We start from the raw sequence: 16,358 nt of genomic DNA on the forward strand, positions 1-16,358 counted from the left end.
TGTTTTATATGGAGAATATATTAGAAGTAAAAAATTTAAATAAAAAATATAAGAACTTTGAATTACAAGATATAAATTTTTCAATACCTAAAGGTTATATTATGGGTTTTATAGGGCAAAATGGAGCAGGAAAAACAACAACTATAAAACTTATAATGAATCTTGTAAAAAAAGATAGTGGAGAAATAAAGGTCTTTGGAAAAGATAACTTACAATGTGAAAAAGAAATAAAAGAGAAAATAGGATTTGTATATGATGATTGTTTCTTTTATGAACAATTATCATTAGATGATAATGCAAAGTTAATAGGAGCTGTTTATAAAAATTGGAGTTTTGACACTTTTTATAAATACTTAGATAAGTTTGGTCTTAATAAAAAACAAAAAATAAAAGAACTTTCAAAAGGAATGAAAATGAAATTTTCTCTTTCAGTAGCACTTAGTCATAATGCAGAATTTATTATAATGGATGAACCAACAGCAGGACTAGATCCAGTTGTAAGAGTTGAAGTTTTAAATATTTTAAGAAATGAAATACAAAATGAAAATGTAGGTGTGCTATTGTCTACTCATATAACTTCAGATCTTGAAAAAATAGCAGATTATATAACTTATATAAATGATGGAAAAGTGTTATTTTCTAAAAGTAAGGAAGAAATTTTTGATGAATATAAAATAGTTAAAGGTGATAAAGAACTGTTAAACAAAGATAACGAAAAATATTTTGAAGGTATAAGAAAAAATCCTTATGGATTTGAAGCATTAACTAGCAAAGTAGATGAAGTAAAAAAAATATTTGGCAATAAAGTTGTTATAGAAAAAGTAACTTTAGATCAAATAATGATATTAAAAAGGAAATAAACAAGGTGTTTTATGAAAAATGTATTAAAAAGAGAATTAATATTACAGGTGATTAATTATAAAGGGTATAATATGATTACGTTTTTAATACCACTATTATTATTACTTTTTTTAGGAAAAGGTGATTTTTTCAGTTATTTTATAGGTATGGTTGTAATGACCACAATAGCTACTATAATGTGGGAAGAAAAACAAAAATCTTATTTAATTAATTTAAGTTGCCCTATTAGTAGGAGAGAATATGTAAATGGAAAGTTTATTACACTTATAATTATGAGTTTTATAGGAATGATAGTTGGGGCTTTAGGGAATAAATTAATAACTTTAATATTACCATCAATAGTCAACAATGATATTCCTATTAGTTATGAAATGATAATAACATGCATATTAATTGTAGTAGCAGCTATATATTATACATGCTATTATTCAGGAGGAAAGAAATTATCATATATTGTATATGGAATAAATTTTTTAGCAGTAATGCAAATTATTGTACTTTCTCAAGCAGAGTTAAATACAATTAAAAAGTATATACCATGGTTATTTAAAAATGATATAGCTTTAATGATATTAGGAATAATGTTTATATTAGTATTTATATTAAATAGGATTACTGTACATTTTTATGAAAAGAAAAGCTTTTAAAATATTATAGGTATAGAAAATTAGAGAGAAGAAATTCTCTCTTTTTTTATTTTATAAGAATTCAAATTTTTTTACATCAGTGTTTTAATTTAATGTTTCAAAAATTTGTATCTAAATTTGTAGCTATATTAATAATTGATAAGACTAAAATCACAACTGCAAAGGAGCAATACGGTTTACTTTTTTATTTAAGGTTTATTTAAGATAAGGGTTATTTAAGATTAAGGTTGAGTCTTTAGAATAGTATTTGTCAGGAGGAGATGAAATGTTTAAATTAGAACTTAAAAAATTATTAAAAAATAAAAATGGAATGATAGCACTAATAACATTTGTATTTATATGTGTAGTGATGATATTTATAAAACCACCATTAGAAGGTGAATTATCATATTTAGAAGTACAAAATCCTAATTTTACTGATATTAGGTCAGAAGGAGTTAAGGCAGAACAAAATTTTCAATATAAAATAAAGTCACTTAAAGATACACTTAATGGTTCTGTAAGTGATGAAAGTACAAAAGAAATTCAAAAAATGGCAAGGGAAAAATTAAATGCTATTAAGGAAAATGAAGATTTAGAATATAAAAATGTGGATTTCTTTAAAGTATTTAACTATAGAGCAGGACATCCATTAATGATTTTAGGAATGATAATAATCATAGCAATGTTACTTTGTAATATTTATAGTGATGAAGTTATTTCATCTATGGACACTTTAATATTATCTTCAAAAAATAAGTATAAATGTCTTAATGCTAAAGGAATATTAGCATTTGTAGTACCTATAGTAAGTTATTTAAGTTATCTTGGGGCTATATTCATAACAACATTAATTCAATATGGAAAGCCTGTTAATGGAAGTTTACAATGTTTAAGAATATTAGATAATTTTATAATGATTAAAGGTGCTATGACAATAAATGAATGCATACTTTTAAAAATAGTATTTGTACTATTAGTACTTGTAAGTATAGCAATTATAGCAACATTCATATCATTTAAAACAGAAACTTCTATAAGTGCAATAAGTATATTAGGTGTTTACCTAGTATCAGGAAAAGTTTTATTAATGTTTATTAAACCAATATCAAAAGCAATTGCAAAATCTAATTTTTCATGGATACTTAGTGTTTTGCAATATGGAAACTATACTGATTTAACAATGGGAATGAATGAAATGGCAGGGATGTACCTAGGAAGTGCAAATATATTTGGACTAAGTTTAGATATAATCCAAATTATAACTATAATATTAGCATTAATAACTATATTAGTTAGTACATACATGTTCTTAAGTTTTAAAAAATTAAGTTGTAAAAAATAGATCAATTAGTTGGAGGAATTAAAATGAATACATTAGAAATAAAAAATTTAAATAAAAGTTTTGGACATAAAAAAGTAACAAATAACTTAAATGTAACATTAGAAAATGGAGTTTATGGACTTTTGGGACCAAATGGTGCTGGAAAAACAACACTTATGAAACAGATAACAACACTATTAAAATCAGATAGTGGAGAGATTTTATACAATGGGAAAAATATATATGATTTAGATGAAAAATATAGAGATGTTATAGGATATTTACCACAGCACTTTGAAGGATATGGAAACTTTACTGCAAAACAATTTTTGAAATATATGGGAGCATTAAAAGGAATTACAGGAAAAGAATTAGATAGTAAAATTGATGAACTACTACATTTAGTAGGATTATATGATGTTAAAAATAAATCATTAAAAAAATTCTCAGGTGGTATGAAAAGAAGAGTTGGAATAGCACAGGCACTTTTAAATGATCCTAAAATATTAGTTTTGGACGAGCCTACTGCAGGACTTGATCCACAAGAAAGAACAAGATTTAGAAATCTATTAAGTGAAATATCTAGAGATAAGATAATAATTTTATCAACTCATATAATTTCAGATATAGAGTCAATTGCAAGAGAAACTATAATAATAAAAGATGGAACACTACTTATGAAAGGTAGTCATAAAGAAATTTTAGCAAATATGAATGATAAAGTATTTTTAATAAGAACAGATAATGAAGATATTGCTAGAGATATTCAAAATAAATATAAAGTAGTAAATATACAAAGAGGAATAGATGAAATAGAACTAAGAGTTATATCAGAAAAAGAGCCAATCTATAAAAATGTAGAAAAAATAATTCCAAGATTTGAGGATGTATATATGTTCTATTTCGATTTAGAAGATACAAAGGAAGTTTAATTCACAGATGTGATATTAGAACTTAAAGTGGAGGTTAAAAATGTTTAGTTTAATAAATAGTGAATTAAGAAAAATATTATGTAAAAAAAGAGTTTTAATAATGTGGGGACTAGGATTATTACTTTCTTCAATACTTGTAGGATTTGATTCAAGTTATCCAAATTACATGTTAGAAAATTATGCGTCATTATTTGATAAAACTTATGGTATAGCACCATTTATAGGATTGATTATGATGGTAATGATATCTTCAGTATACACTACAGAATATAATTCAAATATGACAGGTCTTATAAATGCATCAAAAAATGGTAAGAAAAAAGTTGTTATAGCAAAGTCAATAGCAGGTAGCATTTCAACAAGTTTAGTAGTTTTATCCATGTACTTAGTAATGGTGTATTCAGCAATATCACACTCAGATTTTAAAGGGTTAGATATTCCACTTAAAAACCTTTGGTACTTTGGAAATAGTGGTTCAAACATAACAGTACTTCAAATGATAATAATACTTGGAATAACATTAATACTTGGATGTATATTATTTACCCAAGTTACACTAGCACTTTCAGCAATAAGTAATAATGCAGTAATGCCATTTATTGTAGGTGGATTATTTATGGGATTACCTTGGATAGTTATAAACTTTTTACCACAATCAATACAAAAATTTGGAGGATTAACTCCAATATGGGGAATGTTCTCTTGTCAATTAGTTAGATACAAAAGTCCAATATTTGTAATACCAGTATTAATAGTACTATTTGTAATATCAATAACAGTATTACCTATGATAACTTATAAAAAATTTGCAAGTGAAAAAAGATAAAAAATAACTAGCCTTAGGCTAGTTATTTTCATATTAAAAACTAAAAACGCTCAGCTACGAAGGCGGGAAAATTATTATTTGTTGTAGGCGAGGTTTTAACCTTGCAAAAACAAACAAATTTGAAAGCAGTAATATAAAATCAAACTACATTTTATGTAAAAATATAATAAAAGGTATAGTGCTTGCTACGTAGAGTGGAATTCATTCTACCTGTTCTTTGATTCACATCAAAATCTAAAACCGCAAAGATTGAAAATGTATCTATATGGGAAACATAAATTAAATAAAAAAATATTTGTTATTTTTAAGAATAACCTAAAATTGACGATATAATTATAAAATAGGAAAAACTAACTATGATATAAGAAAGGAATTATATAAATGGATGAATTATCAATTAATAATAAAAGAATACTTATAGTAGATGACGAAGTTGAAATACTAAAACTTTTATCTACAGTTTTAAGAAAAGAAGGCTTAAATCATGTTTATACAGCAGATACTGGAGCTAAGGCTCTAGAAGTTTTTAAAGAAGTAAATCCAGAGCTAGTAGTTCTTGATATAATGCTTCCTGATATGGAGGGATATGAAGTATGTAAAAAAATGAGGGAAACATCAATGGTGCCAGTATTATTTTTATCAGCTAAAAACGAAGAACTTGATAGAATATTAGGATTTGCAATTGGTGCAGATGATTACATAACAAAACCATTTAGTCCTAAGGAAGTAGCCTATAGAATAAAAGCACACTTAAGAAGAAGCAATTATGTAGCTAATGCACAAAATGAAAGTCATGAAATAAAATTTGGACCATTCACATTAAATGAAGATAACTTTGAATTAAGAAAAAATGGAGAATTAATAGAACTAAAAGCAAAGGAATTTAAACTTTTAAATTATTTAGCCATTAATAAAAATCAAATAGTTAGTAAAGAAGGTATATGTGATAAAGTTTGGGGAGAAGACTATATAGGATTTGATAATACTATAATGGTACATATAAGAAGACTTAGAGAAAAAATAGAAGAAAATCCATCTAAGCCAAAATTTCTTGTAACAGCTAAAGGTCTTGGCTACAAACTTGTTGTAAAGGACGAATAATATATGAATGTTAAAATTACTTCAAGATTTATAATTACTATAGTTGTAGTAAATATACTAATATTTTTTATAAATATCCTTGTTGGATTTTCAACAATGATAAAAAATGAAGCATATGGTTTTAATTTTTTAAGACCAATATCTTATGAAAATAAAAAGATTGATCCAGAAAGTTTTACTAGAGAGTTTGGGAAAAATATATATTTGGAAAATGGAAAACTAGAAATAAGTGAACAAGGGAAAAAAGTTCTTGATGAAAATGAACTTTGGATTCAAGTTTTAAATGAAAATGGAAATGAAGTATTAAACTATAGAAAGCCGTCTGAAGTTCAAAATAAATATACACCAATAGAAATTATAAATACTTATAAATACATAGGCGGTGCAGAAGGTGTGAATTCTATTTTAGTAAGTAGTACTGAAATAAATGGGCAGCAATTGAGTTATATAATTAATTTTGATTATTATAAATTAAATAAAAGCATAATATTGTATGATGGAGATGTTTTAGTAAAAATTCTTAGAGCTATATTATCTGCTGTACTTATTATGGATAGTATTATTGCAATATTAGCTGGATATTTATTTAGCAGAAAACTTACAAAGCCAGTTAAAAATATAATTGGAGGCGTTACTACACTTTCAAAAAATGATTATAATCTTGAATTTAGAGAAAGAGGATTATATAAAGATGTATATGCAAACTTAAATAATCTTTCAAGGACTCTTAAAAATAATGAACGTGAAAGAAAAAAATTAGAAAAAATGCGTGAAGAATGGATTGCCAATATTTCGCATGATATAAAAACACCATTAGCATCCATAAGGGGTTATGCAGAACTTATGAATGGTGACTATGATTTCACTGTAGATGAAGCAAAAGAATATGGAGAAATAATTTACGATAAATCACTCTATATAACAGAACTTGTTAATGATTTAAATTTAAGCACAAGACTTAAAAATAATGCATTAAATTTAAATAAGAAAAAAGTTAACTTAGTATCATTAACTAAAGATGTAGTAATTGCAATATTAAATGATCAAAAATATAGCGATAGAGATATTGAATTTAGTACTAATGTAGAAGTCGATGAAAAAGAAGTAGATATAATCCTTATGAAACGCTGCCTAACTAATTTAATATTTAATGCTATAGCACATAATAACGAAGATGTAGAAATAAAGGTTAACTTTGAAAAGAAAAATGATAAAACTTATATAACTATTGAGGACAATGGAAGAGGTATAAATGAAGAAGATTTAAAACATATTTTCGATAGATATTATAGAGGAACTAACACTGGTGAAGCACATAAAGGCTCTGGACTTGGAACAGCCATTTCCAAGGAAATAGTTAAAAATCACGGTGGAGACATAGAAATTGAAAGTAAGCTAAATAAAGGTACAAAAATAACCATAATTTTATAAAAATAAAGCTTCTTAATATATATTGAGAAGCTTTTACCATTTAAGGAGGATAAGGATGAATGTTCTAATTGCTGATGATGAAAAAAGCATGCTGAAAATACTTTCAACTTATTTTGAAAGAGAAGGATTTAATGTGATTACAGCTAATAATGGTGATGAAGCATTAAAAAAATTTCATTCAAATAAAATAGATTTAGCAATTTTAGATTGGATGATGCCAGAAATAAGTGGTATAGAAGTGTGTGAATATATAAAAGTTAATAGCAATATAAAAGTGTTAATTTTAACTGCAAAAAGTGAAAATGATGATGAGATTGAGGCATTAAATTGTGGAGCAGATGAATACATAAAGAAACCTTTTGATATTAGAGTGCTTTTAATAAGAGCTAAAAAACTTGTAAACTTTAATGAAGAAATAAGTTCAAATGATATAAAAATAAACTTAGAATTAGGAAAAGCTTATAAAAACAATGAAGTTTTAAAATTAACTAAAATAGAGTATGAATTGTTATTAACTTTTGTGAAAAACAGAGGTGTAATTTTATCAAGAGATAGGTTAATAGACTTAGTTTGGGGAATGGAATATGAAGGTGATTATAGAACTGTAGATACTCACATAAGAAGACTAAGAACTAAAATAGGTGAAAATCTTATAAAAACTTATAGAGGCATTGGTTACAGTATGGAGGAGGATAAAAATTAAGATTAGCAACAAATTTACAATTGGTGTATCTTCAATAGTTGTTATGGTATTTATTATTTCTATATTAACTAATATATTTTTAGTTGACAGATATTACATATTTGAAAAAAGAAAAATATTAAATGAAGTTGCAAGTGAATTAAAAAGTAGTAATTTCAATAATATAGATAATAAATTAGAATCCATAGAGGAAAAAAACAATATAACTATTGTATATTCAAATTTTAATGAGAGCATAGAGAGCATTAATGAAAATATAATACAATCTTTAGATAAAAAAAAGATTAAGTTAAATAAATTTTGGATAACAGAAGATACATTAGAAAGTTTAAATGAAAAAAGCATAAACAAAATTTATGATCAAGGAATAACAAAGTATAAAGTATTATCTAAATTTATAAAAATAGACCAATATATATTTGCAATATGTATGCCATTACCACATATGAGTGAAACTATTAAAATCATAAATAAATTTAATATAATTTTAATGATGTTTTCTATAATATTTATAGTATTGCTTGTTGGAATTCTTTCAAGAAAAATTGTAAGTCCATTAGAAAATTTAAAAAAGTTATCTAGAGATATTGCATCATTAAATTTTAGAACAGAAGAAATAAAAACTAATGATGAAATAGAAGAACTTTCTATTAGTATAAATAAAATGAGTGAAAGTCTAGATGAAGCACATAAAAAAATAAAGTTTCAAAATAAAAGCTTAAAAGAATTAAACTCTGATATAGCACATGAGTTAAAAACACCATTAGCTTTAATCAAAGTATATGCAGAAGGAATTGAAGATGGATTAGATGATGGAACTTATATAAGTGAGATACAAGAACAAATACATAACATGGATGAATTAATAGAAAAACTTTTATATTTATCAAGGATAGACAATATAAAGTTAAATAAATCAACTTTTGATTTGAAAGAAAAAACTATAAATATATTGAAAAAATATAAGCTTCTAATTGAAGATGCAGATATAAACTTAATCTTAAACATTAATGAAAATGAAAAATATTTAATTCATGAAGATGAGGAATCTATTGATACTGTACTAAATAATTTAATTACTAATGCAATAAAATACAGCAACAATAAAAAAATAGAAATATCAATTTTAAGGGATAAAAATAATATAAAATTTAAAATAAAAAATGGAATAGAAAAAAGCAGTGAAGACTTATTAGAAAATATATGGAATCCATTCTACGTTATTGAAAAATCAAGAAATAAAGAACTATCAGGCACAGGGCTAGGACTATCCATAGTAAGAAAACTCTTAGAAAAGAACAATTTAAAATTTGGAATGGAGAATTATAATAATGAAATTTTGTTTTATATAGATTTTAACGTGTAACATTCATGTAACACTTCTAAGGTATTTTCTTTACGAGGTGATTGAAATGAAAAGAATAATTGCATTAGTATTATCTATAACCATGGTAGGTTCTATAGTTTCAGGATGTGCAAAAAAAGAAATATCAGAATATAAAATATCGGATACAAAGTTAAATTTAGATTTTGAATTTGATGTAGATCCAGAAACATTTAATCTGTCTGTTGAATCTAGTGGAGTTAAGGAGACTGTATCAGAACCATTAGATAATATGAAGTTTAGCAATTTAAAAAAGAGTAAAGATAATATATCTTGGAGTTATGATGAAAAGAATATTGATGTTGATATTAAGAAAAAAGAGGAATATTTAGATGTATCTATAAAATCTAATAAAAATGATGATGAAAATAGTTTTCTTTGGCCAAGTATTAATGGGGAAAAATATATGTTGCCATTAAATGAAGGAAAATATATTTCAAATGATGATGATGTTTGGAAAGAATATTTTAAAGAGCAAGAACTAAAAGTAATAGAAGCTTTTTCAATGCAATTCTTTGCTGTAGATAAGAAAGAATATTCCTTATTATATGTAATAAAGAATCCATATAATAATACTATTAAATTTGATACAGAAAATAATATAAAATTTGGATTTGAACACCAATACCCATCTATAAATGAAAATAAAGAATATGGATTTAGAATATATTTAACTAAAAAGAATCCAGTAGATGTGGCAAAGATATATAGAAATTATATTGTTGAAAAAGGTGAATTTAAAACATTAGAAGAAAAATCTAGAGAAAATAAAAATATTGAAAAATTATATGGTGCACCACATGTATATTTTTGGGATAAATCTATTATATCTGAAGAAAACATAAAGTGGAGTTCCTTGAAAAATAATATTCCAACCTCATTAAAAAATTGGATACAAGAATTATTAAGAACTAGAGTTGAAGATGGTGAAGAACTTGCATTAGCATTTGATGATTTAGAAAACTTAGGGTATGTAGATAAGTATACTAAAAATAGAGTTATTAAGGCATTTAGTGAAGTGTTAAAATTAAAAGAGTTTTATAATGATAAGGTATTTAATTCAATAGATAGTGAAAGTAAAAAAATCATATCTAAAGGGATAAAAAACTTAAATGAAGTTGAAATTATAGATTTAAACAAAAGATTATTAAAAAGTGAATTAGGAAGTAATGTAGATGATATAGATAAATGGGCTAATATGAACACGGTAGATGTGTTAAATGATATGGAAAATTCTGGAATAAATAATATGTGGATTGGGTTTGATGATTGGCAAAATGGATTCAATAAGCCTAAACTAGTTGAAACTGCTAATAAACTAGGATATTTAATTGGTACATATGATTCATATCATTCAATTCATAAACCTGGTGAAGAAAAATGGATAACAGCTAAATTTTCAGATACATCACTTTATGATAATGCAACTGTAACAAATAAAGATGGTAAGAAAATAGGTGGATTTCAGGGGACAGGAAGAAAATTAAATCCTACATTAGCAATGCCAAGTGTACGAGAAAGAGTATCACAAATTTTAGATACAGGATTAAAGTTCAATTCATGGTTTTTAGATACTGATGGAACTGGGGAAGTATTTGATGATTATTCTAGTGAACATATAACTACAGAAGAGCAAGATATAAAAGCAAGAATTGAAAGAATGGATTATCTTAAAAATGAAAAGAATATGGTAGTTGGAACTGAAGGCGGAAATGATTTTGCAAATAAGCATATAGCTTTTGCACATGGAATTGAAACACCATCTTTTTCATGGATGGATAGTGATATGAGTAAAAATAAAGAAAGTGAATATTATGTTGGAAGATATTATTCAAGTAATAATGGAGTTCCAGAGATGTTTTCAAAGGAGATTCCATTAAAGGATAAATATAAAAAACTATTTTTAGATACAAAGTATACAATTCCACTATATAAATTAGTTTATAATGATTCAGTTATAACAAGTCATTGGTGGGGATGGGGAACATTGAAAATAAAAGGTGAAGTGGAAAATAGAATGCTTTATGAAATTTTATATAATGTTCCACCACTATACCACATTGATAGGTATGAGTACGAAAAAAATAAAGATATCATAATAAATCATACAAAAATGTGGTCTGAATTTAGTAAAAAAGCAATTAATAAAGAAATGACAAATTATAAGGTATTATCTGATGATGGATTAATTCAAATGACTGAATACGGAAATGACTTAAAAGTAATAGCAAACTTTTCAAATAATGAAGTTGAATCAGAAGGACAGAAAATAAGTCCTAAATCATTAATAATAATAGATAAAGATAAAACAGTAAGATATACACCATAAAAAACATTTAGATTTATATCTTAAACATTACGGCTGACTTTAAATAATTTTTAAACTATTTAAAGTCAGCTTTTTCTATTATATGGGTTAAAATTAAAATAATATTTAAAATTAAATTTACCAACAAATTCGTAGGCGAGGTTTTAACCTTGCTATTACACGTTATTAGTAACTTTAGAATGCGTAATAAAAAAACAAATTAATAATATTTTATAAATCAATTTATAAAGAAATACTTATTTAAATAATTCATGTTCATTTATGAAAGAAAAAAGTTTTTCAATTGAGAAATCTAGTATTTTAGCATTTAAAAGTAAATCTAAAAATGTATTACATAAAACACAAAGTAGAATTGATTTTATAAATTAAATGTACCAACAAATTCGTAGGCCAGGTTTTAACCTTGCTATTACACGTTATTATTAATTTTAGAATATGTAATAAAAAAACAAATTAATAAGATTTTCTAAATCAACGTATAAAGAAATACTTATTTAAATAATTCCTGTTCATTGATGAAAGAAAAAGGTTTTTCAAGCGATAAATTTAGTATTTTAACATTTAAAAGTAAATCTAAAAATGTATTACTTAAAACACAAAGTAGAATTGATTTTATAAATTAAATGTACCAATAAATCCGTAGGCGAGGTTTTAACCTTGCTATTACACGTTATTATTAACTTTAGAATATGTAGTAAAAAAGCAAACTAATTTAGAATTTTATAAGGGACTGACTTTACATATTTATATAATTATATTATTTAAAATAGTATTAAATTTAGATAAGTCAATTAGCCCATGAGGGGTCTGTCCCTATTGTTGATTAGTATATTTTAGATTAAAACCAATAAATTTTAGTAAGGATATAGTACTAAAGAAATAAAAAGAAAATTGAATTGTAACATTGTCGTAACAAGAAAAAGATATATTTTCATAGAACAACATATTTAATAAACTTACTAAAAGAAAAGGATGAATATAATATGAAAGTATTTATAAAGATAATATCTTGGAATTTAGCAGTTATATTTTTTGCTATTGCATATGTAACTTTTATAGAAAGAAATTTACTTATCACAAAAACTCACACTATAACTGTTAATGAAAAAGGTGAACATGAATTAAGAGTGGTCCAATTTACTGACACCCAATTAGGAGAATATTACAATTTAAATAATCTTGAAAAAGCAGTAAAGAAAATAAACAAATTAAATGCAGATATAGTAGTTTTTACTGGTGATCTAATAGACAATGCATCAATATATGATGATTTATACAATGTGTCAGAAGTACTTAAAAAAATAGAATGCAATATTGGAAAGTACGCTATATATGGAAATCATGATTATGGTGGAGGAGCATCACTACATTATGAAAACATAATGAATGAAGCTGGATTTGAAGTATTAACAAATGAAAATAGAACGATTGAATTTAATAATCAATTCATAAATATTTTTGGAGCTGATGATGGACTAATGGGAAATCAGAATTCATATGAAACTATGTATAATATTGATAACAATGGAGTAAATCTATTATTACTGCATGAACCAGACTTAATAGATCAGTACATTGAATACCCTATTGATTTAGTTCTAAGTGGACATAGTCATGGTGGACAAATATACATACCTTTTTATGGTCCATTAAAAACAACATTATTAGCAGAAAAATACATTAAGGGAGTCTATAACATAGATAATGAAAGAGGAACTATGTTATATGTAAGCAGTGGATTAGGAAATACAAAATTGCCATTTAGATTTGGAAACATACCTGAAGTATCATTATTTAAATTAAAAGTTTAATCTTAGCAGTCAACTCAAAAATCTTGTTAAAATAACATAACAATGTCATACTACTGTAACTTTAAGGTAATATAATAAAAACGTTATGATGTGAAAAATTTATAAATAATTATATTCTATAAAATTAATAAATTTAAAAATAAAATTCATGATTTTTCAATGTAGGGTAAAATTCATTATTTAACGTAGGGTGGAATTCATTCCGCCTGGACTTTGATTAACATGAAAAATTAAGATAAACAATTATTGAAATTTATCTTATGAAAACAAAAAAATTAATGTAAAAGTTATTTGTATGTAAGGATATATATCATTCAACGTAGGGTGGAATTCATTCCGCCTGGACTTTGATTAATATGAAAAACTAAGGTAGCAATATTAAAATTTATTTTATAAAAATATATAAAAATTAATATAAAAGTTACTTGTGTATAAGTATATATTTTTTAAACGTAGGGTGGAATTTATTCCGCCTAGACTTTGATTAACATGAAAAATTAAGATAAACAATATTGAAATTTATTTTATAAAAATATAAAAATTAATATAAAAGTTATTTGCATATAAGGATATATTTTTTAAAACGTAGGGTGGAATTCATTCCGCCTGGCCTTTGATTAATATGAAAAATTAAGGTAGCAATATTAAAATTTATTTTATAAAAATATAAAAATTAATGTAAAAGTCATTTATATATAATGATATATATCATTTAACGTAGGGTGGAATTCATTCTACCTAGACTTTGATTAATATGAAAAACTAAGTTAGCAATATTAAAATTTTTTTTATAAAAATAAAAAAAATAATGTAAAAGTTATTTGCATATAAGGATATATACTTTTAAACGTAGGGTGGAATTCATTCCACCTGGACTTTGATTAATATGAAAAACTAAGGTAAACAATATTAAAATTTATTTTATAAAAATATAAAAATTAATGTAAAATTTATTTGTATGTAAGGATATATACCATTTAACGTAGGGTGGAATTCATTCTACCTGGTCTTTGGTTCATATCAAAATTAAAGAACTTAATGATAATATAAACTTTATCAATATGCAGTTATTTATTTCTAATTTTAGGATATAATTAAAAAATGAGTAATTAAAAGAATATATAAATTTTATTGAATAATATACAATTTATTTTAGGAGGATTTTATAATGAGTACAGAAAAAAATGAAAATATAAAAGAAAATACAGAAGAAATAGTTGAAGATATAAAAGTTGAAGGTACTGAAGAGGTAGCAGAGGGAGTAGTTACAGCTGATGAATTATTAGTAGAAGATGCACCATCAAATGAAGAATTAGAAGCTTTAAATGAAACTAAAGAGATATTAGTTGAAAATGACAAAATAACTGCTGTTGATATATTAAAAGCACAACTTATAGATGTTATAGTTGTAGCTGGTGTTTCAGCTATAGGAACAGTTTTAATAGACTTCATACTAAGACTTTTCCAATTCGTAATCTCAGATAAATTTTTATTTGGAGTAATATTGTTTATACCAGTGCTTATAATATATAATGTAATAATGACACTAAAGAAAGACAATATGACTTTAGGACAAAAAGTAGCAAATTTGAAGCTTACTAAAAATAACAAATAGGAGAGATTTATTTGAGAAAAAGAAAAGAATACGAATTTTTAATAGAAACAACAGAATTCCCAGGAAAAGGTGTAGCTTTTTACGAAGGTGAAAAAGTTACAGTAAAAAATACATTACCAGGACAAAAAGTAAAAGCAAGAGTAACTAAAAAAAGCTCTCAAAGCGGAGTTCAAGCAAAACTTATAGAAGTACTTGAAGATGTAGACTACAAAATAGAGCCACATTGTAACATTTCACATCAATGTGGTGGTTGTAGTAATGCTTACCTAGACTATAAAACACAATTAGACTTCAAAGTAGACCAAGTAAAAAGACTTTTAGACGAAGGAAATATACAAGGCTATGAATTCTTAGGAATAGAAGAAAGCCCAGAAGTTTTTGAATACAGAAACAAAATGGAATTTACTTTTGGAGACATGAAAAAAGGCGGAGAACTAACACTAGGAATGCACGTTAAAAACAGAAACTTTAGCATAATAACTGTAGATAACTGCAAAATAGTTGATGAAGACTTTAGAAAAATTCTAATTGCAACATTAGAACACTTTAGAAAAACAGACCTTCCATACTACAAAGTAATGAAACATGAAGGATACCTAAGAAACCTAGTTGTAAGAAAAGCTATAAACACAGGTGAAATACTTGTAAACTTAGTAACAACAACTCAAATTAATTATGACTTAACTAAATTTGTAGAAGAAATAACTGCACTAAACTTAAATGGAAAAATAGCAGGAATAATACATACTCTAAATGATTCACTATCAGACGTTGTTCAAGCTGACGAAGTAAAAACATTATATGGTAGAGAATACATAATAGAAGATTTATTAGGATTAAAATTCAAAATAAATCCATTTGCATTCTTCCAAACAAACACAAAAGGTGCAGAAAAACTTTACTCAATGGTAAGAGACTTCATGGGTAACTCAGACAACAAAGTAGTATTTGACCTATACTGTGGAACAGGAACAATAGGACAAATAGTTGCACCAAAAGCTAAAAAAGTAGTTGGAATAGAATTAATAGAAGAAGCAGTTGAAGCAGCAAAAGAAAATGCAAAATTAAACAACTTAGAAAACTGCCAATTCATAGCTGGTGACGTAGCAAAAGTAATACAAAACGTAAAAGACAAACCAGACATAATAATCCTAGACCCACCAAGAGCAGGAGTACATCCAGTAGCTCTAGACTACGTAATAAAATTCAATGCAAAAGAAATAATATACGTATCATGCAACCCAAAATCACTTGTAACAGACCTACAAGTCCTAACAAAATCAGGATACAAAATAGAAAAAATAAAACTAAAAGACATGTTCCCACACACACCACATGTGGAAACAGTATGTAGATTATATAAATAACAAACAAAGAACCTTGAGAAATCAGGGTTCTTTTTCTATAGAAAATAT

At 25.2% G+C, this 16,358-nt stretch carries 13 protein-coding genes; all 13 read left to right on the forward strand.

Annotation, left to right across the window (positions count from 1 at the left end):
• The first annotated feature begins 8 nt into the window (after nucleotides 1-8).
• The 13 genes from AC07E4_RS00900 to rlmD all read left to right on the forward strand — a co-directional run bounded on the left by AC07E4_RS00900 (nucleotide 9) and on the right by rlmD (nucleotide 16,310).
• On the forward strand, nucleotides 9-860 hold the full coding sequence (locus AC07E4_RS00900) for an ABC transporter ATP-binding protein (RefSeq protein ID WP_040328544.1): 852 nt from the start codon (nucleotides 9-11) through the stop codon (nucleotides 858-860).
• 12 nt (nucleotides 861-872) lie between these two features.
• Nucleotides 873-1,508: an ABC-2 transporter permease gene (locus AC07E4_RS00905; RefSeq protein ID WP_040328545.1), complete on the forward strand. Its 636-nt coding sequence runs from the start codon at nucleotides 873-875 to the stop codon at nucleotides 1,506-1,508.
• A 265-nt stretch (nucleotides 1,509-1,773) separates the two neighbouring features.
• Nucleotides 1,774-2,832: a hypothetical protein gene (locus tag AC07E4_RS00910; protein ID WP_051540301.1), complete on the forward strand. Its 1,059-nt coding sequence runs from the start codon at nucleotides 1,774-1,776 to the stop codon at nucleotides 2,830-2,832.
• 23 nt (nucleotides 2,833-2,855) lie between these two features.
• On the forward strand, nucleotides 2,856-3,743 hold the full coding sequence (locus AC07E4_RS00915) for an ABC transporter ATP-binding protein (RefSeq protein WP_478215498.1): 888 nt from the start codon (nucleotides 2,856-2,858) through the stop codon (nucleotides 3,741-3,743).
• A gap of 40 nt (nucleotides 3,744-3,783) precedes the next feature.
• Nucleotides 3,784-4,569 carry an ABC transporter permease gene (locus AC07E4_RS00920; protein ID WP_040328549.1) on the forward strand — a complete coding sequence of 262 codons (786 nt, stop codon included), beginning with the start codon at nucleotides 3,784-3,786 and terminating at the stop codon, nucleotides 4,567-4,569.
• Between the two features lie 381 nt (nucleotides 4,570-4,950).
• Nucleotides 4,951-5,670, forward strand: a complete 720-nt coding sequence (locus tag AC07E4_RS00925) for a response regulator transcription factor (RefSeq protein WP_478215499.1) — start codon at nucleotides 4,951-4,953, stop codon at nucleotides 5,668-5,670.
• A gap of 3 nt (nucleotides 5,671-5,673) precedes the next feature.
• Nucleotides 5,674-7,101, forward strand: a complete 1,428-nt coding sequence (locus tag AC07E4_RS00930; protein WP_478215500.1) for a HAMP domain-containing sensor histidine kinase — start codon at nucleotides 5,674-5,676, stop codon at nucleotides 7,099-7,101.
• Nucleotides 7,102-7,156: 55 nt separating this feature from the next.
• The gene (locus tag AC07E4_RS00935) at nucleotides 7,157-7,804 is read left to right on the forward strand and encodes a response regulator transcription factor (RefSeq protein ID WP_478215501.1); all 648 of its coding nucleotides are present in this window, start codon (nucleotides 7,157-7,159) and stop codon (nucleotides 7,802-7,804) included.
• Nucleotides 7,773-9,170 (forward strand): sensor histidine kinase, encoded by a 1,398-nt coding sequence (locus tag AC07E4_RS00940; protein WP_478215502.1) that lies wholly within the window; start codon nucleotides 7,773-7,775, stop codon nucleotides 9,168-9,170. The genes AC07E4_RS00935 and AC07E4_RS00940 overlap by 32 nt, the downstream gene beginning before the upstream one ends.
• Nucleotides 9,171-9,216: 46 nt before the next feature.
• On the forward strand, nucleotides 9,217-11,517 hold the full coding sequence (locus tag AC07E4_RS00945; RefSeq protein WP_478215503.1) for a glycoside hydrolase: 2,301 nt from the start codon (nucleotides 9,217-9,219) through the stop codon (nucleotides 11,515-11,517).
• 983 nt (nucleotides 11,518-12,500) lie between these two features.
• Nucleotides 12,501-13,328: a metallophosphoesterase gene (locus AC07E4_RS00950; RefSeq protein WP_478215504.1), complete on the forward strand. Its 828-nt coding sequence runs from the start codon at nucleotides 12,501-12,503 to the stop codon at nucleotides 13,326-13,328.
• 1,168 nt (nucleotides 13,329-14,496) lie between these two features.
• A complete protein-coding gene (locus AC07E4_RS00955; protein WP_478215505.1) occupies nucleotides 14,497-14,943 on the forward strand; it encodes a hypothetical protein in 447 nt (148 codons plus the stop codon).
• An 11-nt stretch (nucleotides 14,944-14,954) separates the two neighbouring features.
• Complete coding sequence (rlmD, locus tag AC07E4_RS00960; RefSeq protein WP_478215506.1) at nucleotides 14,955-16,310, forward strand: 23S rRNA (uracil(1939)-C(5))-methyltransferase RlmD; 1,356 nt, start codon at nucleotides 14,955-14,957, stop codon at nucleotides 16,308-16,310.
• Nucleotides 16,311-16,358 lie beyond the last annotated feature (48 nt).

Source organism: Clostridium amazonense (assembly GCF_056431285.1).

Bases quoted from the DNA above. Each gene is read 5' to 3' on its own strand.
- AC07E4_RS00935 (WP_478215501.1), top strand. From the start codon at position 7,157: ATGAATGTTCTAATTGCTGATGATGAAAAAAGCATGCTGAAAATACTT.
- AC07E4_RS00930 (WP_478215500.1), top strand. From the start codon at position 5,674: ATGAATGTTAAAATTACTTCAAGATTTATAATTACTATAGTTGTAGTA.
- AC07E4_RS00905 (WP_040328545.1), top strand. From the start codon at position 873: ATGAAAAATGTATTAAAAAGAGAATTAATATTACAGGTGATTAATTAT.
- AC07E4_RS00945 (WP_478215503.1), top strand. From the start codon at position 9,217: ATGAAAAGAATAATTGCATTAGTATTATCTATAACCATGGTAGGTTCT.
- AC07E4_RS00950 (WP_478215504.1), top strand. From the start codon at position 12,501: ATGAAAGTATTTATAAAGATAATATCTTGGAATTTAGCAGTTATATTT.
- AC07E4_RS00910 (WP_051540301.1), top strand. From the start codon at position 1,774: ATGTTTAAATTAGAACTTAAAAAATTATTAAAAAATAAAAATGGAATG.
- AC07E4_RS00925 (WP_478215499.1), top strand. From the start codon at position 4,951: ATGGATGAATTATCAATTAATAATAAAAGAATACTTATAGTAGATGAC.
- AC07E4_RS00915 (WP_478215498.1), top strand. From the start codon at position 2,856: ATGAATACATTAGAAATAAAAAATTTAAATAAAAGTTTTGGACATAAA.
- AC07E4_RS00955 (WP_478215505.1), top strand. From the start codon at position 14,497: ATGAGTACAGAAAAAAATGAAAATATAAAAGAAAATACAGAAGAAATA.
- AC07E4_RS00920 (WP_040328549.1), top strand. From the start codon at position 3,784: ATGTTTAGTTTAATAAATAGTGAATTAAGAAAAATATTATGTAAAAAA.
- AC07E4_RS00900 (WP_040328544.1), top strand. From the start codon at position 9: ATGGAGAATATATTAGAAGTAAAAAATTTAAATAAAAAATATAAGAAC.